23 protein-coding genes are annotated in these 23230 nt (G+C 37.9%); 20 read left to right on the top strand and 3 right to left on the bottom strand.

Annotated elements, in window-relative coordinates:
- Nucleotides 1–33: 33 nt before the first annotated feature.
- The 3 genes from ASU31_RS09000 to ASU31_RS08990 all read left to right on the top strand — a co-directional run bounded on the left by ASU31_RS09000 (nt 34) and on the right by ASU31_RS08990 (nt 4839).
- Nucleotides 34–645 carry an RDD family protein gene (locus ASU31_RS09000; RefSeq protein WP_057932015.1) on the top strand — a complete coding sequence of 204 codons (612 nt, stop codon included), beginning with the start codon at nt 34–36 and terminating at the stop codon, nt 643–645.
- Nucleotides 646–1375: 730 nt separating this feature from the next.
- A complete protein-coding gene (ispG, locus tag ASU31_RS08995; RefSeq protein WP_057932014.1) occupies nt 1376–3355 on the top strand; it encodes a (E)-4-hydroxy-3-methylbut-2-enyl-diphosphate synthase in 1980 nt (659 codons plus the stop codon).
- A 209-nt stretch (nt 3356–3564) separates the two neighbouring features.
- A complete protein-coding gene (locus tag ASU31_RS08990; protein WP_057932013.1) occupies nt 3565–4839 on the top strand; it encodes a mechanosensitive ion channel family protein in 1275 nt (424 codons plus the stop codon).
- Between the two features lie 123 nt (nt 4840–4962).
- Here the strand turns inward: ASU31_RS08990 and ASU31_RS08985 are convergent, their stop codons facing one another.
- Nucleotides 4963–5787: an alpha/beta hydrolase family protein gene (locus tag ASU31_RS08985; RefSeq protein ID WP_057932012.1), complete on the bottom strand. Its 825-nt coding sequence runs from the start codon at nt 5785–5787 to the stop codon at nt 4963–4965.
- 684 nt (nt 5788–6471) lie between these two features.
- On the opposite strand from ASU31_RS08985, the gene hemA reads away from it, so the two are divergent.
- From hemA to ASU31_RS08905, 16 genes are all read left to right on the top strand, one after another.
- Nucleotides 6472–7698: a glutamyl-tRNA reductase gene (hemA, locus tag ASU31_RS08980; RefSeq protein WP_057932011.1), complete on the top strand. Its 1227-nt coding sequence runs from the start codon at nt 6472–6474 to the stop codon at nt 7696–7698.
- Nucleotides 7699–8129: 431 nt separating this feature from the next.
- Entirely contained in the window at nt 8130–9710 is a 1581-nt protein-coding gene (gene hemC, locus ASU31_RS08975; RefSeq protein WP_209434978.1) for a hydroxymethylbilane synthase, read from the top strand.
- A 92-nt stretch (nt 9711–9802) separates the two neighbouring features.
- Nucleotides 9803–10291 (top strand): hypothetical protein, encoded by a 489-nt coding sequence (locus ASU31_RS08970; RefSeq protein ID WP_057932009.1) that lies wholly within the window; start codon nt 9803–9805, stop codon nt 10289–10291.
- 60 nt (nt 10292–10351) lie between these two features.
- Nucleotides 10352–11320 carry a porphobilinogen synthase gene (gene hemB / locus ASU31_RS08965; protein ID WP_057932008.1) on the top strand — a complete coding sequence of 323 codons (969 nt, stop codon included), beginning with the start codon at nt 10352–10354 and terminating at the stop codon, nt 11318–11320.
- Nucleotides 11321–11494: 174 nt separating this feature from the next.
- Nucleotides 11495–12865, top strand: coding sequence for a glutamate-1-semialdehyde 2,1-aminomutase (gene hemL, locus ASU31_RS08960; RefSeq protein WP_057932007.1), 1371 nt, complete (start codon nt 11495–11497; stop codon nt 12863–12865).
- A gap of 100 nt (nt 12866–12965) precedes the next feature.
- Nucleotides 12966–13832, top strand: a complete 867-nt coding sequence (locus ASU31_RS08955) for a sensor histidine kinase (protein ID WP_029275766.1) — start codon at nt 12966–12968, stop codon at nt 13830–13832.
- An 8-nt stretch (nt 13833–13840) separates the two neighbouring features.
- Entirely contained in the window at nt 13841–14545 is a 705-nt protein-coding gene (locus ASU31_RS08950) for a response regulator transcription factor (RefSeq protein WP_025146905.1), read from the top strand.
- Complete coding sequence (locus ASU31_RS08945) at nt 14545–15060, top strand: hypothetical protein (protein WP_057932006.1); 516 nt, start codon at nt 14545–14547, stop codon at nt 15058–15060. The genes ASU31_RS08950 and ASU31_RS08945 overlap by 1 nt, the downstream gene beginning before the upstream one ends.
- A gap of 222 nt (nt 15061–15282) precedes the next feature.
- Nucleotides 15283–16308 carry a uroporphyrinogen decarboxylase gene (gene hemE, locus ASU31_RS08940; protein WP_029275764.1) on the top strand — a complete coding sequence of 342 codons (1026 nt, stop codon included), beginning with the start codon at nt 15283–15285 and terminating at the stop codon, nt 16306–16308.
- Between the two features lie 57 nt (nt 16309–16365).
- Nucleotides 16366–16572, top strand: coding sequence for a hypothetical protein (locus tag ASU31_RS08935; protein WP_057932005.1), 207 nt, complete (start codon nt 16366–16368; stop codon nt 16570–16572).
- Nucleotides 16573–16854 carry a type II toxin-antitoxin system YafQ family toxin gene (locus ASU31_RS08930; protein ID WP_057932004.1) on the top strand — a complete coding sequence of 94 codons (282 nt, stop codon included), beginning with the start codon at nt 16573–16575 and terminating at the stop codon, nt 16852–16854.
- Nucleotides 16855–16882: 28 nt separating this feature from the next.
- On the top strand, nt 16883–17443 hold the full coding sequence (locus ASU31_RS08925) for a CopD family protein (protein ID WP_057932003.1): 561 nt from the start codon (nt 16883–16885) through the stop codon (nt 17441–17443).
- Between the two features lie 200 nt (nt 17444–17643).
- A complete protein-coding gene (locus tag ASU31_RS08920) occupies nt 17644–18801 on the top strand; it encodes a hypothetical protein (protein ID WP_057932002.1) in 1158 nt (385 codons plus the stop codon).
- Between the two features lie 377 nt (nt 18802–19178).
- Nucleotides 19179–19748 (top strand): RNA polymerase sigma factor, encoded by a 570-nt coding sequence (locus ASU31_RS08915; RefSeq protein ID WP_025146912.1) that lies wholly within the window; start codon nt 19179–19181, stop codon nt 19746–19748.
- Entirely contained in the window at nt 19729–20484 is a 756-nt protein-coding gene (locus tag ASU31_RS08910; protein WP_057932001.1) for a hypothetical protein, read from the top strand. The genes ASU31_RS08915 and ASU31_RS08910 overlap by 20 nt, the downstream gene beginning before the upstream one ends.
- A gap of 98 nt (nt 20485–20582) precedes the next feature.
- Complete coding sequence (locus ASU31_RS08905) at nt 20583–21368, top strand: outer membrane beta-barrel protein (protein ID WP_057932000.1); 786 nt, start codon at nt 20583–20585, stop codon at nt 21366–21368.
- A gap of 62 nt (nt 21369–21430) precedes the next feature.
- Here ASU31_RS08905 and ASU31_RS08900 read toward each other — a convergent pair whose 3' ends face one another.
- Both ASU31_RS08900 and ASU31_RS08895 read right to left on the bottom strand, forming a co-directional pair.
- On the bottom strand, nt 21431–21847 hold the full coding sequence (locus ASU31_RS08900) for a PIN domain-containing protein (RefSeq protein WP_029276499.1): 417 nt from the start codon (nt 21845–21847) through the stop codon (nt 21431–21433).
- On the bottom strand, nt 21837–22121 hold the full coding sequence (locus ASU31_RS08895; RefSeq protein ID WP_029276498.1) for a DUF6364 family protein: 285 nt from the start codon (nt 22119–22121) through the stop codon (nt 21837–21839). The genes ASU31_RS08900 and ASU31_RS08895 overlap by 11 nt, the downstream gene beginning before the upstream one ends.
- A 109-nt stretch (nt 22122–22230) precedes the next feature.
- Here ASU31_RS08895 and ASU31_RS08890 point away from each other — a divergent pair, with 109 nt between their 5' ends.
- Nucleotides 22231–23223 (top strand): ABC transporter ATP-binding protein, encoded by a 993-nt coding sequence (locus ASU31_RS08890; RefSeq protein WP_057932239.1) that lies wholly within the window; start codon nt 22231–22233, stop codon nt 23221–23223.
- The last annotated feature ends 7 nt before the right edge of the window (nt 23224–23230 follow it).

Here is a 23230-nt window from a genome sequence, read left to right as displayed (position 1 = left end):
AATCCTAGAATCTCATAATCCCGATCCAATCTAATGAATCCTGATCAATATATAGTTGTAATTAATGGAAAGCCACAAGGGCCGTATAGTTTAACCGAACTGAAAGATTTAAATATCAGTGCGAATACTTTTATACGCAAACCCGGAATGGACGATTATAAAGAAGCTCATGCAATTCCCGAATTGCGTGAGCTTTTGGGTTTTAGTTATCAAAAAACTGCACCTCAATATTTTGCGGCTTTCGATCAAAGGCTGTTGGCATCGGTGATTGATCATTTTGTTATTTTTGGAATATATAGCATCATTATTTTAACAAGCTATATTTTTATCGAAGGTAAAGATCAGCGGATTATGGCTTTTCTAATCCCATTTCCATCCATATTTATCATTAAACTCATTTATGGCAGTATTGCCGAGGCGTCTAAAACTCAGGCTACCATTGGTAAAAAACTCCTCAATATTAAAGTAACCGATTTAGAAGGGAGCCGGGTTTCTTTTGGTATTTCCCTGGTGAGGAATTTTTCCAAAATCTTATCTGTAATTCCTGTTTTCTTTGGTTATTTATACAGTTTCCTCAATAAGAAAAACCAATGCTGGCACGATATTGCAGCCAATACCTTGGTGATTAAGGATCGGTTAATATAAGTTAGAAAAGCAAAGTCAATGCATCTATTCTCGTTAGTCGGGCTGTACGCTATATCTTTGGCTGGCCTTTCGACTACGTTACTATTGACGTTATTTTACAAATTATTATTAATCTGTATTTTAATTACTTTCGCATTTCCATCCAACTAGGCCATAGCACGGTATCCCCGTTCTACTTAAATCCGGCCTAACATCCCGATAGCTATCGGGATCGGGCTGCACTGTTCTGGCCGCACAATTGGCTTCAAAAGGAAACGGCGAAGCCCTCATGAATGCAGCTGAAAACTGTAATACAGATGAATAAATTTTCAGCCGGCATTTTTTGTTTCTTTTTGATGACAAAAAGAAAGAGCCCTTCGGCGGCGGCGAGCCGAGGCAAGACCGTGGTGTATGGCAAAAGAAATCAATTATACGTCACTCATGTTGATTTTTATAAATAAATTATTCCTCAGGCTGACAGCCAAAGGATGCCGCTTCCATACCGTTTAGTAAACCTGGGCCGGTGCAATGATGCCAAACCCACCCACCGTTAAAAATTAAACCTGATTGAGGCGGTAGCGCCCGATTTCCCTCTAATCGGGACTAAAGCCGCAAGCAGGGCTGCATTTGCCTAGCAATACGGCTCTTCCGTTTCCAAAAAAACTTTGAATTTTTGCCATTAGGATCGGGGCGATTTAATTACAACATTACAACATCAAAACATTCCAACAATCCTTATCTTTGCAATCAGATGGAAAATATATTGGCAAAACATGATCTGGCAGGCGGATATTGCAACAGTTTAACCGCTTATTCTAGGTATTTAACCCGAGAAGTTAACATAGGTGATATTGCTTTAGGTGGGCACAATCCGATCCGGATCCAATCCATGACGACAACCGATACCATGGATACTTTGGGTACTGTAGAGCAGACCATCCGAATGGTAGAATCTGGTTGCGAGTATGTTCGTATCACTGCACCGAGCATTAAAGAGGCCGAAAATCTGGCCAATATTAAAAGAGAACTACGTTTGCGAGGTTATAATGTGCCACTGATTGCCGATATCCATTTTACGCCTAATGCTGCCGAAATGGCTGCGCGTATTGTAGAAAAAGTAAGGGTTAACCCAGGCAATTATGCAGATAAAAAGAAATTCGAGAATCTAGAATATACACAGGATGCTTACAATGCGGAGTTAAGCAGGATTTACAAAAAGTTTATTCCTTTAGTTAAAATCTGTAAAGAGTATGGCACCGCCATGCGCATTGGCACTAACCACGGATCGCTTTCTGATAGGATTATGAGCCATTATGGCGATACTCCCCGCGGCATGGTCGAATCGGCAATGGAATTTATCCGTATGTGTGAAGACCAGAATTACTATAATCTGGTAATCTCGATGAAAGCCAGCAATACCCAGGTGATGGTTCAAGCCTATCGCTTATTGGTAGAAACCATGGCGAAAGAGGGGATGAATTATCCTTTGCATTTAGGTGTTACTGAAGCTGGCGATGGAGAAGACGGTCGTATTAAATCTGCCGTTGGTATTGGAACGTTATTAGAAGATGGTTTGGGCGATACCATCCGTGTTTCGTTAACCGAAGATCCTGAATTTGAAGCACCGGTTGCTAAGGCTTTGGCAGATCGTTATGCTTTAAGGAGTCCGAAGTCTGAAGTCGGAAGTCCCGAGGCGATTACACTACGCTCTACGCCCCACGCCCCACGCTTAACTTACAATCCTTACGAATACAACCGCCGTGTTACTACCCCTGTTCAGCACATTGGTGGCCATCACCATCCGGTAGTAATGATCGATGTTTCGAAAGAAAACTTAAAAGACCCTTACTTTTTGAGCTCAGTGGGTTACAATTACAGCGCAGGTTTAGATAAATATAACTTGGCCGATCAGGCTTGCGATTTAGCCTTTTTAGGTGATAATTTGCCGTCTTTTTCTTTCCCCGGGAATTTAAAGCAAGTTTACAATTGCGAAACCTGGTTAAAACTTAACGATAAAAACAATTGTCATCCTTTATATACGCTTACGGAATATGGTTCTGTGGATGTTAAAGACGAATTTTTGAATTTCGTACAGATTGATTCAAAACAATTTAGCGATACAACAATTGCACAATTGGATAGCACGGTTGTTTTAATTCTAGAAACATCTTCAATACATGGAATGGCTGAACAAAGGGCATTTTTTGTTGCTTTACAGGAGAAAAACATCCAGATTCCGGTAATTATTAAGAGAACTTACCAGGATGTAGATGCTGATCATTTAATGCTTTATGCCGCAACCGATATCGGCGCTTTGTTTACCGATGGTTTTGGAGATGGCGTGTGGATTGATGCAGAAGGTCAAAACCTTTCGCTGATCAATTCTACCAGTTTTGGAATTTTACAGGCTACACGTACACGTATCAGTAAAACAGAATATATTTCTTGCCCAAGCTGCGGTAGAACGCTTTTCGACCTGCAAGAAACTACACAACTGATCCGTTCACGTACCGACCATTTGAAAGGGATAAAAATTGGTATTATGGGCTGTATAGTTAATGGCCCAGGCGAAATGGCCGATGCCGATTACGGTTATGTGGGCACCGGGCCTGATAAAATTACTTTATACCGTGGTAAAGAAGTAGTAAAGAAAAATGTAACTACCGCTTATGCCTTAGACGAACTGATCGATATTATCAAAGATGACGGCAACTGGGTAGAAAAAGTCTAATAAATTAAAATTATCCGCCTTGGTTTGTGTCCCCACAAACCACTTTTATAAATTAACTCATTTTTGTTTCGGTCTGTGAGGACACAGGCCGAGGCTGTTAGATCGTCATTTCGAGCGGAGTGCAACGCAGTCGAGAAATCTATTATAGATCTCTTTTCATTTATTTAACATCACTTAATTTTCTGATCAATAAATCCTAAATTGCCTTAATGAACATCCCGGAGTTTCAATCCCTGTTTAACGAACTTAGAAACTGGCTCGCTGGCAAAGGCCTTGCTGGTAGCGAACTCATTTATTCTTACTTTTTTATCGGGCTACTTGGTGTTATTTTATTTCTGTTCATCACCATATTTTTAACCCGACAGCTTTTTATCGGTGTGGTAAAAAGTGCAAAAACAAAGTCAGACTGGCAAAAAGCTTTATTCGAATTTAGGGTGTTCAGGGCATTTGCATTAATATTTGGCGCATACATCATCTATAATGTTGTTCCTTATCTTTTTATCGATTTTAAAAACGGGTTATTTTATGCTTTAATATTTGCTAAAATCTACATGGTTTTAGCCGTAATGTTTGCTGTAAATGCATTTCTGAATGCTTTGGTATCCATCATGGAATCATCAAAGAAATACGCCGATAAACCCATTAGAAGTTACAAACAGGTAGCCAAAATTGTATTTTATATTGTTGGTTTTGTGCTCATCCTGTCCATTATTCTTGGCGAATCGCCGCTTTATGTTTTTGGTGGTTTTGGCGCAGTTACCGCTGTTTTTATTTTGGTTTTCAGAGATCCGATTTTAGGTTTTGTAGCTTCTGTACAAATGAGTGCCATTGATCTGGTTAGGGTAGGCGATTGGATTACCGTAGAGAAATATGGTGCAGATGGTGAAGTAACCGAAATTAATTTAACCACCATTAAAGTGCGTAATTGGGATAAAACGGTAACCATTGTGCCGAGTTACGCTATTGTGAGCGAGTCGTTTAAAAACTGGCGGGCAATGGAAGAAAGTGAGGGCAGGAGGATTAAACGCCACATTAATATTAAAATTTCGAGCATTAAATTCTGCGATGAGGAGCTGATCGGAAGGTTACAGAGTATCGATTTTTTGAAAGATTACCTTAAAGAAACGCAGACTTTTATAGAAAGGTATAATGCCGAAAATACGGTGAATCCCAATAATCTGGTTAATGGCCGCCACATGACCAATATTGGTACTTTTAGGATTTATGCAGAAAAATACCTGGAGAGTAACCCTTATATCAATACCGATTTAACGTTTATGGTACGCCAGTTACAGGCTACAGAAAACGGCCTTCCTATTGAAATTTATGTATTCTCAAAAGAAAAAGGCTTAAAACGTTTTGAAGAAGTGGCCGCCGATATTTTTGACCATTTGTTAGCTGCCGTACCCTATTTCGATCTCGAAATTTTTCAAAGTCCTAGTGGAAGCGATATGCGCAATTTTGTGAGAAGAGGGGATGATTAAATCGCCTTTGTGTGCCACTAACTAAATAAAAAAAATGACCATTAAGAGTTAAGGTCATTAAGATTTGATTTACAATATAGACCCTGAACTAAATTCAGGGTGACGACCATGAGTTAAGGAACACTATTCCCCTAAAAACATAAAAACCTTCTCGCAAACCTTAAACAACAGCGGCGGCAAAGTTTCATTGGTATAAGGTTGCGTAGCGCCGTAAACATGGTTAGCGCCTTCAATTTTAACTAATCTGCTATTCGGATTGGCTTCTGCCAAAGTTTGTGCGGTTTCAAAAGGAACATTTACATCATCATCGCCATGGATAATCAACCAGGGGGTGTTTACCCGCTTTGCCGCATCTAAAATATTCAATGCTGCTGCATTTTCTTCAAGATCTTCCAATAAGCTTACGTTTAACGGCATCTGCTCTTTGGTACGCGCATTGGTCACAAAGATTTTGCCGTTCTTTTTCCACTCAGTTTCCTGTTCTTTTTTCCATAGACTTGCAAAATCGCCAATGGCACTCCAGGTTATCAGTTTGTTGATCCTTAAATCGTTTGCAGCCTCAATGATTGATAATCCACCGCCGCGGCTATGGCCTATCAGGTTTACCTTTGTGTCTTTACCGTATGCTTTTTCGATAAAATCGAGTACCGCATTTAAATCAAAAAGTTCTTTCGATACGGTATTGTTAGCAAAGGCATCCATATCGGTCACATCTTTTAGATCATCAACAGGAACACCACTGTGTGATAAATTGAATTTAATGTAACGGTAACCATTGCTGGCAAAATATCTGGCCACTAAATTGTGTGCGCCCCAATCTTTAAAACCTTTAAAGCCATGAACAAAAAGTATAATGGGTGTATTAGGGTTTTTCTCATCGAAAGTAATATCGCCGATAATTAATTTTCCGTCAGAACCGATCAGGCTAAAATTGCTTTGTGTAATCATAATTTAAAGGAATTGGTATAAAATATAAACCTACGAAATCTAATTTTGTTGTGTGTTTTTTGTGTTTAGAATAGAAGGATATTGACCACAGTCGTGAGTATAATAGCCCTGATGGAAATGGAAATCCCTTTTGGATAGGTTAAATTGTTGTTTTGCGAGGTTTATCCAAAAGGATTGGAATGTACAGCAGGACAGAACCTTTCCCATTCGCACTGGAACTGCGCTTCAAAAAAGGACATATATTGTTTTGAATAATAAATATTCTTTAATTAATAATGCGTGGCCCAATCATAAACAATAACTACCAAGGCAACCTTATTCAGGCAATTAAGATCAATATAATTAATAGTACCGTTAGCTTTCTGGTTAATATAATCCAAAAACAATTTCTAATATTCCGGAAAAATAAATTATAAAGCCAGGTACAGGCAACCATTTTGGAATAATAACGTAATATACTTCAGTGGATAAAAAGTGGTTACATCCAGCCAGGACCTAGAAGAGGGCGTAAATCCAGAGAAAATTATGCGAATTGGTTTGTTCATATAAATCAATATGATTTGATTAATCTTTAAGCCCTTTATTTAAAACCGTTCTAAATTGATGTAAATTACAGGTTAATGACAGTCACATGCCCTCACCGTGTTACTTTTGTATCCCGATAATAGTTAATAACGGAAGCACTTGGAATATTTAAAAGTAATAGCTTTTACGCATCACCACATCGACCTGAAATCTTTAGGGAAATTAGTTATTTGTGATCAGAGTTTAGATAGCAGGTTGAAGAATGTTCAGGCAGAACTTCCCGTTAGCGAAATTTTCTATATCGGAACCTGTAACCGGGTGGAGTTTGTTTTCCTTACCAAAGAGAAAACCGACAAAGAATTTGTAACCAGATTCCTTACTGTTTTAGACATGGGACTGCCTCCTGAGTTTATGGAGCGTTTTCTGGATAATGTTACGGTATACGAAAACGAAGAAGCTTTTAACCATTTACTCAGAACATCGTGCTCTTTAGAAAGTTTGGTGGTTGGCGAAAAAGAAATTCTTGCCCAGATCCGTAAAGCTTACGAAAACTGCCGCGATGCAGGTTTTACTGGCGATTACATGCGCATGATTATGGATCGTGTGGTTAAAACAGCAAAAGAAGTTTATACGCACACCAATATTTCGAAAAATCCGGTTTCTGTTGTTTCATTGGCCTACCGTAAGCTAAAAGAGTTAAATATGTGTGGCAACTCACGTATCTTGATTATTGGCGCTGGCGAAACCAATCAGAACATTGCAAAATACCTCAACAAACACAAATACTCCAATTTTTCGATTTTCAACCGTACGTTTTCTAAGGCCGAATCTTTGGCAGGAGAGCTAGGCGGTAAGGCTTATCCTTTAGCAGCGCTTGAAGATTTTAATGAAGGGTTTGATGTAATCATTACCTGTACTGGCTCAACCGAGGCGATTATTAACGAAGCCTTATACGCTAAACTTTTAAACGGCGATCAGGGCAAAAAGGTAATTGTAGATCTGGCCATTCCGAATGATGTTACCCCGGCAGTAATTCATAACAATCCAGTACATTATATCGAAGTAGAATCGCTGAAAGAGGTGGCACGCAAAAATATCCAGGAACGTTATAACGAACTGGTGCATGCCGAAGAAATTATCAGCAACAACATCACCGAATTTTTCTCTGTTTTAAAACAACGCCGTATCGAATTAGCGATGCAGGAAGTGCCAAGAAAGATTAAAGAAATCAAAAATACAGCCATAAATGGCGTGTTTGCTGATGAAATTAGTCAGATGGATGAAGCCTCACGCGAAGTTTTAGAACGTGTAATGAACTACATGGAGAAAAAATACATCAGCGTTCCGATGGTGATGGCCAAAGAAATTCTGGTTAATCAATCTTAATTTTATCGCAAAGATCGCTAAGGGTATCGCAAAGAGCGCTAAGGTTTAATTTTTCTTTCTTTTTCTGTCTTCCTTCATCTTGTCATACCGAACGCCGTGAAGACTCTTTGTTTTTCTAGATAAATCCGGAAACCAATTCCCTTGTCGTCATGCTGAACTTGTTTCAGCATCTTTCATGCAATCAACTTAAATGGACTTACATTCCTTATATGGTTCAAACGCCATCTAACATAAATAACATTTGAATTTTATTTATGGGGAGAGCCGTGTCGCTTAGAGATTCTTCGCTTTGCTCAGAATGACAAACCGATCGCATAATGTCACAGAAATCCTTTAAATTCCCTATTCTGTAACCTCACTGTCTCATTTTTAAACAATTCATGGTATAAACCACTAATTAAATTAAATTTGCAACTCATTTAACCTTTATAGTGAAGAAATTAACCATTGGAACACGCGGTAGCGACCTGGCTTTATGGCAAGCAAATCATATAAAAGATGAATTGGCTGCAATTGGAATAGAAGCAGAAATAAAAATCATTAAAACTCAGGGCGATAAAATTCTGAATTTAAGATTAGATAAACTGGAGGGCAAAGGCTTCTTTACCAAGGAATTGGAAGAAGAGCTTTTGGGTGGAACAATTGATCTGGCTGTACATTGCCTTAAAGATTTACCTACTACACACCCTGAAGGATTGATCATCGCCGCTTTGCCACCACGCGAAGAGGCAAGTGAATATCTTTTGATTTTAAAAGATTGTGTAGATGTTTCGCAAAAGCTTTCGTTAAAAAAAGGCGCAATGGTTGGCACTTCATCCAATCGCCGCAAAGCCCAGTTATTGGGTTTACGTCCCGATTTAGAGGTTGAAGATTTACGCGGAAATGTACCCACCCGTATCGAAAAACTTCGTGATGAAGATTACGATGCCATTCTGATTGCAAAAGCTGGTGTTAAGCGCTTAAATCTTGATGTGAGCGATTTACATGTGGAAGAATTAGAAACTACTGAGTTTATTCCGGCACCTGCTCAGGGCGCTTTGGCTATTCAGATCAGGGAAAATGATACCGAGCTTTTTGATGCATTGCAAAAATTGCACGATCCGGAAACGGCAGAGACTGTAACTGTAGAACGTAAGGTTTTAAACCTTTTCGAAGGAGGGTGCCACATGCCTTTAGGCTGTTATTGCAAAAAAGAAAATGGAAAATTCGAAATATGGACTTCAAAAGCCGAAACGGCCGATCATTTTCCTGAGCGTTTGTTTTTACGCGCAGAAAGTACCGAAGGTTTAGCAGAAAAAATAGTTGCCAAGTTTAGTGTAGAAAGAAAGAAACCGGCAAAGGTTTTCATCTCGCGCGAAATTGGCGAGCACAGTTATTTCCGTAGGGCATTAGAAAATAATAATATTGAAATAGAAGGACGTTCGTTGATCCGTACCTTCCCAATAGTAACGGTTTTAGATCAGTTTATCTTAAGGCACGTAGATTGGGTTTTCTTCAGCAGCCGCAATAGTGTTGAATATTTTTTCAATTTAAAACCGGTATTGCCAAAGAAAACAAGGTTTGGTGTGGTAGGAAGAGGATCAGAAGATGCCTTGCGTAAATTTGGCCATATTGCCGATTTTGTTGGTGAGAGTGGCGATATTACCGAGGTTGCCGAAGATTTTGCGCAATTGGTTGGCGGTCAGCAAATACTGTTTCCAAGAGCACAGGATTCTTTACAATCGATTCAAAAGTCATTGCCAGCTGATGCTAAAATTATCGATCTGCCGATTTACGAAACGGTAATAGAAGATGATATAGACCAAAGTTATGCCGATGTACTGATTTTTACCAGTCCATCAAATGTTGATGCGTATTTCGCTGATAATTTATTGGAGCCGGGCCAACAGGTAATTGCCATTGGAAACTCTACCGGTAAGAAATTTGATGAGATGGGCGTGAAATATGCTTTGCCTTATTCGCCTGATGAAATTGGATTAGCTGAGGCTGTTTTTGGGATTGAGGTGAGATAAGGTAGGAAGTGGATAGTCTAAAAAAGCCAAAAGCTAAAGTAAAAGATAAATTGTCATAAGGAATATGAAGCAATCTTAAAGTATTGAGCGGGATGATAAAGAAATTAATACTTAGTTTATTTATTCTGTTTTTGATAAGTTCTCTTAATATCGCTTATAGTCAAAAAATAAATAAAGCCAATATTGTAGGTGTTTGGCAGGTTTCAAACCCCAAGGTAGGTTCTGCATTATTAGCTAATTATCGTTTTTTTTCAAACGGGAAATTTATCTATACTTTCGATGCATACGATGATAGAAGTAGAATTAGAGGAGCTGAGGGTATTTATTCGTTAGTAGGTAACACATTAAAGCTTTATATAAGATTTAGAACTGAAGAAATAGGTGGGGAATTGGTTCAAGGTGGAATGGGGTTTCAGCAAGAAGAAATCGTTTTGGAAGGCGGGAAAATAGTTAAAGTTGCTCAAAAGTTGAAAGAGCCTATTGTGATAGATATAGAGGAATGTAAGTCTAAAGCTTCCATATGTATTAAATTACAAAATAACACCTACTATAAAATTTCCAAAAATCCTCTATATGAATAGAGATAACAACAAATAATAGTTCGCGTTAACGCTCGATACTAAATACTTGATACAGAGAATATGTTAAATCGTCCGCGCAGATTAAGGAAAAACCCTTTGGTGAGAGAGATGGTAGCCGAAACACGGTTATCGAAAGATATGTTTGTGTACCCTTATTTTGTGGTGCCAGGCAGTAATGTTACCCATGCTATTGATGCCATGCCAGGGGTGAACCATTATTCGGTTGATACGCTGGTGAAAGATGTTGAAGCTGGAATAAAAAAAGGACTCAACAAAATTATGCTATTTGGTGTGGGGGATGAAAAATCTGAAGACGCGAAATCGGCTTATCATGATCATTCCTTGGTTCCAACTGCAGTTCGTGAATTAAAAAAACAGTTCGGAGATGATTTATATGTAATTACCGATGTTTGCGTTTGTTCTTATACTACCCATGGCCATTGTGGTATATTAGAAAACGATTATGTTCAAAACGATAAAACAGTTGAAGTAATTGCTAAAATGGCTTTAACACATGCCGAAGCTGGTGCTGATATGTTTGCCCCGTCTGACATGATGGACGGAAGGATTGAAGCCATACGTAATCTCTTGGATGAAAACGGTTTCGTTAATGCGGCCATTATGAGCCATGCCACAAAATTTGCTTCTGCCTATTATGGCCCTTTTAGAGAGGCAGCAGACTGTGCACCAAGCAAAGGTGATAGAAAAGCTTACCAGATGGACTTCAGAAACCCTTTAGAGGCTTTGCGCGAAGCCGCTTTGGATGAGCAAGAAGGCGCTGATGTTTTAATGGTGAAACCAGGTTTAGCTTATCTGGATATTATCCAAAGGTTAAAACAAGATACCAACTTGCCAATTGCAGTTTATAACGTATCTGGCGAATATTCAATGGTAAAAGCTGCCGCTGAACGCGGATGGATTGATGAGCAGAAAGTAGTAATGGAAACCATGCACGCCTTTTCCCGTGCTGGCGCAAGTATTATTACTACTTACCATATTAAAGATATTTTAAATAACAACTGGCTTTAGAGGCGGAAGGTAGAAGGCTTAATGGTTGAGGGTTTATACCCACAATCTAGATCCTTAACAATTCGTTCTAAAACCTACAAACGTAATGAGGTAAAAGATTGATGGCTTATTGGCTATGGGTTATGCACCCAAAACCTTCTACCTTCTACCTTTTAGCCTTCAACCTTAACAAAAATGTTAGATTCATTAAAAAAAATGTTTTCAGGCAACGAAGCCGATATTCCGGTAAATACGGGTAGTAAACCTGATATTTCGAGAGTAAAATCTGCCGAACTGTATGAAAAATCAAAAACGTATTTCCCTGGTGGGGTAAACTCACCTGTTAGGGCTTTTAAATCTGTTTACGGTACACCACTTTTTATCGAAAAAGGTGATGGCTGTTATATATGGGATGCCGATGGTAATCAGTTTATCGATTTCTGTGGTAGCTGGGGGCCGTTAATTTTGGGACATAACAATCCTAAAATCCGCGAGAAAGTTACCGAGGTAATGCAGAACGGTATGAGCTTTGGTGCACCAACAGCTTTAGAAAATGAATTGGCTGAGCTGATTATTAAAAACAACCGTTTTGTTGAGAAAATCCGTTTTACGAGCTCAGGAACGGAAGCGGTAATGTCGGCGATACGTTTGGCAAGAGGTTTTACCAGTCGTGATAAGATTTTAAAATTCGAAGGCTGTTACCATGGTCATAGCGATTCGCTTTTGGTTAAAGCCGGTTCTGGTTTGGTTACTTTTGGTGAAACCTCTTCTGCGGGTGTGCCAAAATCTTTTGCTGAAGAAACCATCGTTGTACCTCTAAATGATAAAACAGCTATTGAACAAGCTTTTGCTCAGTTCAAAGATCAGATTGCTGCGGTAATTATTGAGGGTATCCCGGCAAATAATGGTTTGATTATTCAAGATGAAGAATATATTCATTTCTTGCGTAAAATCTGTACCGATAATGGTTCCCTTCTGATTTTTGATGAAGTTATTACCGGTTTCAGGGTAGGTTTTGAAGGGGCTGCGGCACATTATGGCATTACACCTGATATTGTTACTTATGGCAAAATTATAGGTGGCGGTTTACCTGTTGGCATGTACGGTGCCCGTGCTGAAATTATGGCACATATCTCTCCTGACGGTGGTGTGTACCAAGCAGGCACTTTGTCTGGAAATCCTGTGGCTATGGCAGCGGGCATTGCCACTTTAACAGAACTGAACAAATCAAGCTTTTACAAAGATTTGAACACCAAAGCGCAAGAATTTGTAGCCAGTATTCAGCGTTTTGCAACTGCACGTAACTATAAGTTTAAGGTATTTACCATTGGTTCTATCTTCTGGTTTGCTTTTACCGATAAAGATAAAATCCAATCGGCTGATGATATTGATGCCAGCAGCATGGAGAAATTCAAAATTATGCACCGCGAGTTATTGAATAGAGGAATTTATTTAGGCCCATCGGGATATGAAGTTGGTTTCGTATCTTCAGCACATACTAAGATTGAATTGGAGAAAGCAAAACGTGCTATTTTTGAAGCATTAGATTTAGTGTTTAAGAAGTAAGGCTTTTTTAAGCTACGATATAATGATTTATGATGGTTCGTGGAGACACGAACCATGGGAAAAACAATCTGTGTAATCAACCAGAAGGAAAAATCGACGAATGAAGAAATCTATAATTATATTTTACGCATTATTGCTTTACGCACTGATTCAACTCATTTCGTGGGGAACATTGGTGGTGCGTTTGCAGCCAAGCCGCATGACCATGATTATGGGTGAGGGTTCAGTGTTTTTGTTTTTGCTCTGTATTGGCGGTTATTTTCTTCATCAATCGTTAAAACGTGAAGATAAATTAAGGGAACAGCAGCAGAACTTTCTGATGTCGATTACACACGAGCTGAAATCGCCTTTGGCAGCGATAAAACTTTCTATCCAAACCATTGTTAAACGTGATCTGGATAAAGCACGCCAAACTTCATTGCTTAACAATTCGCTAAAAGATATTGAGCGTTTGGATGATCTGGTTGAAAATATGCTGTTGGCCACCAAGATCGAAAACCGTTCCTATACTTTTCCGAAGGAAGAATTTAATTTCTCGGAGCTGGTATATAAAATTACGGATAGGCTACAGGTTCATTCTTGTGGATGCGAGCAGATTATAAATGCTAAAATTCAGCCAAATTTGCAGGTGGTGGGTGACAAATTTGCCTTATCGTCAGTAGTAACCAATTTAATTGAGAATGCGGTGAAGTATTCGAACCCGTGTGATGAGATAAATGTGCATTTAAACAAGGTTGATGGGCATATTCAATTAAGCGTGGTAGATCAGGGGCCGGGTATTTCAGATGCCGAAAAAATGTTGATATTTGATAAGTTTTACCGCGTTGGTAACGAGAATGTCAGAAAAGCGAAAGGAACAGGTTTAGGCTTGTTTATTGTGAAAGAGGTTTTACAATACCATGATGCAGATATTACAGTAAAAGACAATTTGCCTCAAGGAAGTATTTTTGAAGTAACATTTAGTTAATCTCAATTATGTCACAAAAATTAAGAATTCTATTGGTAGAAGACGAGGATCACTTGTTAGATGCTATCAAATTAAACCTCGAACTTGAGGGTTATAAAGTTCACGCCGTTAAAGATGGCAAAACCGCTCTTAAAATTTTTAAAGAAGAACGCTTTAATCTAATTATTTTAGATGTAATGTTGCCTGAAATGGATGGTTTCCAGGTTTGCGAAACAATCCGTTTAGAGAATGCAGAAGTTCCGATTATGTTTTTAACAGCTAAAAACACTTCAGAAGACCGTGTTTTAGGTTTGAAAAAAGGAGCTGACGATTATTTGGTTAAACCTTTCAACTTAGAAGAATTAATTCTTCGTGTTGGTATTTTGGTTAAACGCAGTTTAAAATCTGATGATTTAAAAGAATTGAATTCTTACAAAATCGGTGATAAAACAATTTATTTTAACTCTTTCGAATTAAAACACGATGATGGTACCATCACACCGTTAACCAAAAAGGAAACGATGTTGCTGAAACTGTTGATCGAGCGTAAAAACGATGCGGTTTCAAGAGAGCAGATTTTAGAAACTGTTTGGAACTATGATGTTTATCCTTCAACAAGAACAATTGATAACTTCATTTTAACTTTCCGTAAGTATTTCGAACCAGATCAAAAAAATCCAGTTTATTTCCACTCTATCCGTGGTGTAGGCTATAAATTTACTGATAGTCATTAATGTACAATAATAAGGGCAGATATGCTTTAATGGCAGTTTTTGTGCTTGCTGTATTGGTTTGTGTATTTTACAATCAATATCAGCTGGCCGCTGTTTCAGGACTGTTGTTTGCCTTTGTTGTTTGGAGCCATTTTAAGCATAGTTCGGTTTTGATGGCATCGAAACATTTCAAGAATAACGAATTCGGTAAAACCAAAGCCTTATTGGCTGAGGTGGTTAAGCCAGAGCGCCTGGCTAAAAGCCGAAGGGGTTATTACGAATTCATGCAGGGCAATATGGCTTTGAAGGAAGAAGACTACGATAAAGCTGAATATCACTTTCAGTTGGCAAGCCGTTTTCCGGTGGGAGGAAAGAACGAGAAATCTTATGTACTGATCCATTTGGCTAACCTCGCTTTGCGGAAGAAAGATAAAGAAAGGGCAGAAGCTTATACGAAATTGGCCAAAGAACTTGCCGAAACGCAACGCTCGAAAGACATTATCATTAAAATTGAAAAAGAAATAAGCAAGTTATAATATTAATATTGTCATTTTGAACAAACGAAGCACCAGTTTTTGATAAAAAGGTACTTCGTTTTTTTTTTATTTATACCTTTGCGCAATTAAATTTTTAGCCCACTCGTCATGCTGAATTTATTTTAGCATCTTTTTGTTATTAAGACTTTGAACTATTTACTGCGTAGCTTTCCGCTTCGCTACAGGTCAGGGTGACGATGAGTGAAATAGCAAATACAAATCATGAAGAATAACTTATTTTTAGACGCAGCATTTTCAAAACAAACCGAACGCCCACCAGTATGGATGATGCGTCAGGCAGGTCGTTTTATGCCACAATATTGGGAAATTAAAAACAAATACTCTTTTTTAGAGATGTGTAAAAACCCAGAAATTGCAGCAGATGTGACCATGTTGCCTGTTGATTTGTTGGATATTGATGCCGCGATTTTATTCTGTGATATTTTGGTAACTGGCGAGGCTATGGGCGGCGATTTAAGCTTCACTCAAGGCGTTGGACCTAAGTTTGCAAATCCGGTACGTACCGCTAAAGACATCGAAAACTTAAATGTTGATTGTCTGGACGAATTGCAATACGTTGCCGATGCGATTAAAGTGATTCAACAACGATTGGATAGCAGAATTCCATTGATCGGTTTTGCAGGTGCTCCATTTACCGTAATGAGTTATTTAATTGAAGGAGGTTCTTCTAAAGATTTTAAATTAACCAAGCTCTTTATACACAATCAGCCAGAGTTGGCGCACAAACTTTTGGCTAAAATTGCTAAAGTAACGGCAGATTACCTGAATCTTCAGATTGCTGCTGGAGTTAATGCTGTTCAGATTTTTGATAGCTGGGCACTTGCCTTATCATGGAATGATTATCAGGAGTTTTCTCACCGTTACATTCAGGAAATCATTGCTAACTTAAATAGAAAAGATATTCCGGTTATTTCTTTCTGTAAAGGAAGTTCGGTTTTTGCTCCGATTATGGCAGAAGCTAAGCCAGATGTAATTTCGGTTGACTGGAACGCTGATTTATTGAATATTAAAAATGCTTTGCCAGCAGGTATTGCCGTTCAGGGAAATTTAGATCCACATATTTTATATGCGGATAAAGCTGTAATCAAGGCACAGATCCATAAATTGTTCGAGCGCATGCGTGGTACTGAAGGTTTTATCTTCAATTTAGGACATGGTATAATGCCAGATATTCCTTTCGATAACGTGAAGTATGCAATTGAGGTGGTAAAAGAGTTTAGGTATTAATCCCTAAATCTCCTAAAGCGGACTTTGAACGGTTGCTGTAAATCGTTATATTTGGATATGGAAACACTTATTATAAATATTCCTGAAAAAAAAAGCGAATTGGTAAAACAGCTTTTAAAGGAGCTTGGTGTTACTTTTAAAAAGGAGAGTGCTGGTAAATCTGTACCCAATTCGGTTACGCAAAAAACTATCGATGATGCACACAAGGGTATTGGGATAGGCGAACCGATTAAAGATATAAATTCGTATATCAATTCCTTGTAGATGTTTGTTCTAAAGCCTACCAATCAATTTGATAAGGATATTAAGCTAATGAAGAAACGTTCTGCAAAGAACATAAATCTCATTAAGGATTTTTTATTTAAATTAGAGATTGATGGTGTCAGTGGAATTGATAAGAAGCATCGCCCGCATAAATTAGTTGGAAACTATAAGGACAATTGGGAAGCCCATATTAAGCCCGATTTATTGATCATATGGTTTGAGATAACCGAAGAAAAGGAAATAATTCTATTGAGAGTCGGAACACATTCTGATCTATTTTAAATAAAAGGCTTTATCCTACAAACATTCCATGATAGAAACCTTACAGCCATATTACCACTATTTTCTTGCAGTACACATTGTATTTGTAATTAGCTGGATGGCAGGATTGTTTTATATCTTAAGTCTTTTTATTTATCATACCGAGGCAAACGATAAGCCCGAACCTGAAAAAAGTATCCTCCAGAAACAGTTTGTTAAAATGGAGGCTACTTTATGGAAAATTATCGCCACCCCAGCCATGATCATTTCTGTTTTGGCAGGTGTATCTATGCTGACTTTAAACCAAGGTTTGCTTCAAGCTGATTGGATGTGGGTTAAGCTAGGTTTTGTTGTTGGCTTACTCATTTATCATTTCATCTGCCAAAACATCGTTAAACAGCTTAAAAACAATCAATATAAGCTAAGCAGCTTTCAGTTGAGGTTATGGCGTGAGCTGGCTACCATTTTTATGATTGCCATTGTATTTGTGGTCATCCTTAAAAGTGCCATTAACTGGATTTATGGTTTAATTGGCATAATGGGGATTGCCATGGCCATTATGATTGCGGTTAAGCTGTACAAGAACTATCGTAAAAAGCGTGGTGAATAATCTTCACCACAAAGTGACCAAGAATGTTATTTTTAATTAAAGCTGTTAAGAAAACTTTGTGTTCTTTGTGCCTTGGTGGTCAACCTATATTAACTTTGTTTCCTTTGCGTAAACTTGCACCGACTTCTTGATACTTGATACCCTGTACTTGATAATTTAATAAAAAACTATTCTAAATTTGGGCGATAAAATTCAAGCGCATGTTTACATCTACAGGTCTGAAAAAGACCTTACTCTTAATATCTTTCCTTTTTAGTACTTATTTCGCTTTGGCACAGTTTGATCAATCGGCTTTCGAAAATCGTATCCGTCCCGATAGCAGCTTAACCAACGAGGTTCACTTCAACTTTTATAATTTAAACTACGTTCGTAATTACGAGTATACCAACGATTTTCACGATGGTTATACATTGTATGGAACACAGTTGCAGCCTCAAATTGTTTATTACGCGCATCCTAATCTGGCGATTATCGCAGGTGCTTTTATCAGAAAGGATTTTGGTAGAAACGGAATTTCGGATGCTAAACCTTTGTTTAGCGTAAAATACCATAAAAGAAATCTTACTTTAATTTTTGGAAGTTTAGAAGGTAATATTCAGCATAAGTACATCGAACCATTATACGATTTCGAAAGAACCCTAACCACACCAATTGAATATGGAACACAGTTATTGGTTGAGCGTAAGAAGTTTACTTTAGATGCCTGGATTGCCTGGCAGAAAATGATTTATAAGGGTGATCCTGCCAAAGAAGAAATTATTGGTGGTTTATCTACCGAAAGTACCATTGCAGAAGGTAATGGATGGAAATTTAGTTTGCCTGCCCAATTTTTGGCTTTCCATCAAGGTGGACAGATTGATGTGCTTAAAGAAATTCCCATTACCACCATGTTTAACGGTGCGACTGGGTTAAAACTGCACAAAGCAATTAATACCAACATTAAACAGGTGTATACCGACAATTATATTGCGGTGTATAAAGATTTTTCACCTGATAAAAGAAAAGCTTACGAAGGTGGTTTTGGTTTATGGTTAAATGCAGGTGTAGAAAGTAAATGGGGCAGTTTGGTGGCTTCTTATTGGAAAGGCAATAACTTTATTTCAATTAAAGGTATGCCGCTTTATGAATCGGTTTCAGATAACCTGTACAGTCCAGGTTTGAAGCAAAGTGCTAGAAACATTGTTTCTTTGCGTTATGCTTACCAAAAAGAATTAATCCCACATTTATATCTTGATGTACGTTTCGAACCGCATATCGATTTAGACAATACCGATAAACAACTTCAGTTTAACCATTCATTCTTTTTGACCTACAAACAGGATTTTAAATTGTTTAAAGTGAAAAAGGATGGAAGGTAGAAGGTAGGAAGGTTGAGGGTAATTATTCTCATAAGATTTCAAGCCCTGTAGGTATCTAAAACCTGCGGGGTTTATTGTTTTAAGCCTGTCCTGTGTTCCTAAACCCGATAGCAGCGAAAAACACGAAGGTGAGGGACGAACCGAGGCTTTGAAGCGAATAGCTCCAAAGGAGTGCCTTTGGCACGGGACTGCTGCTCCCGATGAAATGCTGAATGTTCATTTTCAAATAAAAAATCTATATCTTTCTTGAAAAATATTTTAACTATATCTTGTTGATAATCAATAGGGTTTTAGCTGTTTTTAACTTTATTTAACTTTTTTTCTATCCTCATGCAACCATTGTTTGTAATCTGCCATCTTCTATATACAAACACACAATGAAATTGACGCGAAGCTATACGATAAACGATTTGATGGAAGGCTGCAAAGCTGGCGACCGGAAGATGCAAGAGCTGCTTTACAAGCAAACGGCATCGAAGATGTTGGCTGTTTGTATGCGCTATGCCAAAGATAGAATGGAGGCAGAAGATGTGCTGCAAATGGGATATATTAAAATTTTCCAGAAAATAAAAGAGTATAGGGGCGATGGTTCTTTTGAAGGCTGGATTAGAAGGGTTATGGTGAATACTGCAATTGAAAGTTACCGTAAAAATTTACGTAGCTTAAATGTTGTAGAAATAGATGAAGCTTACGAACAACCATCAACCGGATTTGATTTTGGCACTTTAGGGATGCAGGATTTAATGAAGGTGATACAAAAATTGGCAGATGGTTACCGCATGGTTTTTAACATGTATGTAATTGAAGGTTATTCGCACAAAGAAATTGGAGAAACGCTTGGGATCTCAGAGGGTGCAAGTAAATCGCAACTATCGAGAGCAAGGGCAATATTAAAAGAAGAAATTATTAAAATGGAGGGATTTGGTTATGCAACCTATACGGGATAAGGATTTTGATCAGTTATTTAAGGATGCTTTTGCTGATGCAGAAGTAACACCTTCTAGGGATTTATGGAGCAACATTGAAAGCGAAATAGCACCTAAGAAAAAAAGAATCATACCGATTTATTGGTTATCGGCGGCCGCTGTACTATTAATTGCTACGATTGGGGTTTTGGTTTATCAACAGCAAAATACCGGCAGTGGAGGCAAACATTTGGCCAATAATACGATTGAAAAAACGAAACCAGTGGTACAAGAGCCCGTTGTTAAAGATTCTTCAGCCGCAATTGTTGCACCAGTTGAAAATATCGCACCAGTTGTGCCAGTTCAACCTAAAGCGGTAAGTGCTATTGCCAAAACAAAGGTGAAACGAGAAGTTAAGCCTGTTATAGAGCAACCGCGCATAGTTACGGCCCCTGAAATGCAAAAACAGGAAACTTACATAGCGAAAATTGAGGAGCCTAAAAAAGATATCAAAACAAAAATCGAAGAGGCGATTTTAGAGCCAAAAGAAGGGGTTGTAACTGCGGTTGTTGCAACGCCAGTTAAAACAGATGAACCTGTTAACGATAACGAACAAAATAAAGGTATCCGTAATGTTGGCGATGTGGTAAACCTCATCGTTAATAAAATGGACAAAAGAAAAGATAAGCTGATCCAGTTCCGTACAGATGATGATGACTCTTCTTTGGCATCAATCAATATTGGTCCATTTAAAATAGGTAAACGGAATAAGAAATAAGCTAGGATTGATCAGGGTTAACAGATTTTAGGATACGAAATTCAAACCATTCACTCATTCAATAATTCACTCATTCAATAACTCAACAACACACACATATGAAACGTCTAATTTATACAACACTTTTGGTAAGCGGGCTTGCCGGTGTTATGGCTCCAGGTGCTTTTGCACAACAAGATAGTACCAAAAAGAAAATGGATTATAGTGAAGGACATGGTATCATCATTAAAACCAAATCTACAGATTCAGTTAAAAAAGGCCGTTTCGTGGGCGGAATTACTTTTACCAGAGTTGATTTAGGTTTCTCCAGGTTAATCGACAATGGCAGTTTCAACTTATCTCCAAACAACGATTTTTTGGATTATAAAGGCGGCAAAACCAGTACTTTCTCTTTCGATGTTCTGCAATTTGGCTATCGTTTCAACTCTAACTTTAAGGTTTATGTAGCCGGTGGGTTCGACTGGACATTGATCCGCCTGCGAAAAGACATTACTATTGCTAAAAATTCTAACGAATTTGTATATACCGATCAGGCACCTATACATTTTTCAAAAAACCGTTTCTCGAGCAGTTATGTACATATTCCCTTAAACTTCGAATTCCGTACCAGCGAAAACAAAAACAGCAAAAGATTTTACCTGGTTTTAGGTCCGGAGGTTAGCTTTTTGCTAAACGGAAAAATTAAACAGGTAAGCGAAGAACGTGGTAAAGAAAAACAATACGATAGCTACCACTTTCAATCGGTTCGTTATGGAGGTACAGTTAGATTTGGCTATGGTGGTATAGGATTATTTACCAAATATTACTTTAACGATATGTTTACTACCGCTCAACAAGCTGGTTTAAAAAATATGAGTTTCGGGGTTACCTTCGGATTAAATTAAAACACAGCAACACACAAATAAAACAGATCCTGTTTCGGTTAGGCGAGACAGGATTTTTTATTTTATAATGTTTTTAGAAACATTGTAGGCGTTAATACACTTAGCTTACTCCTTTTGTAGTCTTTAATATTTCGAGTAATTATAGCGTTAATCGATCCATGGTTTTCAGCCGAAAAATTTTGGAGTGCATCTTCAAAATCTATGAATTCAGAATCGATTGAAGTCAAAATAACGTTTTTGTCAATTATTAAAATATCTAAAAAAGTAAATAATATCTTAAAGTCGGCCAAAATATCTTTATGACTAAAGTGTTTTCTCAACAAATAATACGTGTTGGCTATTATTAAACCCGAAACAAAACCATTGATTTTTTGGTTGACACATAAATTCAGAATTTTTGATGAATCAATAAAAAATGGTTCTCGTTTCAGAAAAAAATCAAGTAAAACATCAGAATCAATGAGAATGTTATCTTTCATTATTATTTAAATATTTTTGATATTTCTCATCCCTGACTTTCTCCAGTTCTTTTTTATAATCATAATCATCAGGTAGTTCTACTTTCGGGCGGAGCATCAAAGATTTTATGATTGGAGAAAGTTCATCATCGTCTTTTACAATCTCTTCTTTTTTGATAACAGCTTTTAAATAATTCTCTACCACTGCAGACAGGCTTCTGCCTTGCTGTTCTGCATAAGCTTTTGCCTGTTTAATAACAGACTTATCTATAGTTAAGGTTAGTTTAGTGTTCATGGCCTTATAATTGCTGATGTAAAGATACATAGATGTCTTGATACGTGCAAAAATAAAATATAATACACGTGTAATTTTAATCGCTCTACCTTTTTCTTATCTTTACCGTGTGAGCAATACCCTAATCAGCGTTAAAAATTTAACCAAGCAATATCAGGCAGAACAGGCCGGTGGAATTAAAAATGTAAGTTTCGAGATCAAAAGAGGCGATGTAGTGGCCATAATCGGAGAGAGTGGAAGTGGAAAATCGACCTTACTTAAATCCATTTACGGATTGCTGAAAACTGATGAGGGTGAAATCTTTTTCGAAGATAAAAGGGTTAAAGGCCCTGATGAACAACTCATCCCAGGCCACAAACAGATGAAAATGGTTACGCAGGATTTTTCGTTAAATATTTATGCAAAGGTTTACGATAATATTGCCTCACAACTCTCAAATACCGACCTTAAAACCAAAGCCGATAAAACGCTCCAGATTATGGAACATCTTCGGATTTCGCCACTCCAGAACAAAAAAATTATCGAGCTGAGTGGGGGAGAGCAGCAGCGGGTGGCCATAGCAAAAGCAATGGTTGCCGATACACAGGTTTTACTTTTAGACGAACCTTTTAGTCAGGTTGATGCGCTACTTAAGAATCAACTGCGTGCTGATATCAAACGAGTAGCTTCCGAAACTGGCGTTACTGTAATTTTGGTTTCTCACGATCCGGCCGATGGTTTATTCCTTGCCGACCAATTACTTATCCTAAAAAATGGCGAATTGCTGCAAACAGGAAAACCGGCAGAAATTTACCAGCATCCAAAACATATTTATACTGCTCAGATTTTAGGCAATGCTGTGGTTTTATCGAAAGCCGATGCCGAAAAAATTGGTTTAAAAACGGAAAAAGAATTCGTTGTGTTTTATCCCGAATGGGCCGAAATAAGCAATAGTTGGAGCAGCAGGCGCTATGAGGTAAAAGATGTGTATTACAAAGGCTTTTATGATGAACTGCTTTTAGAAAGAAATGGAGTGAACATCCGTGCAATACAACTAAACAGGGGAGAGCATAAAAAAAACGACCACGTTCAATTGAACATCAGTCGTTTTTTGGAGTTTTAAAGATTTT

The organism is Pedobacter ginsenosidimutans, from assembly GCF_001442625.1.
Lineage (GTDB): Bacteria > Bacteroidota > Bacteroidia > Sphingobacteriales > Sphingobacteriaceae > Pedobacter > Pedobacter ginsenosidimutans.
The sequence above is the reverse complement of the archived record's forward strand: the minus strand, read 5'-3'. Positions and strand labels throughout refer to the sequence as shown.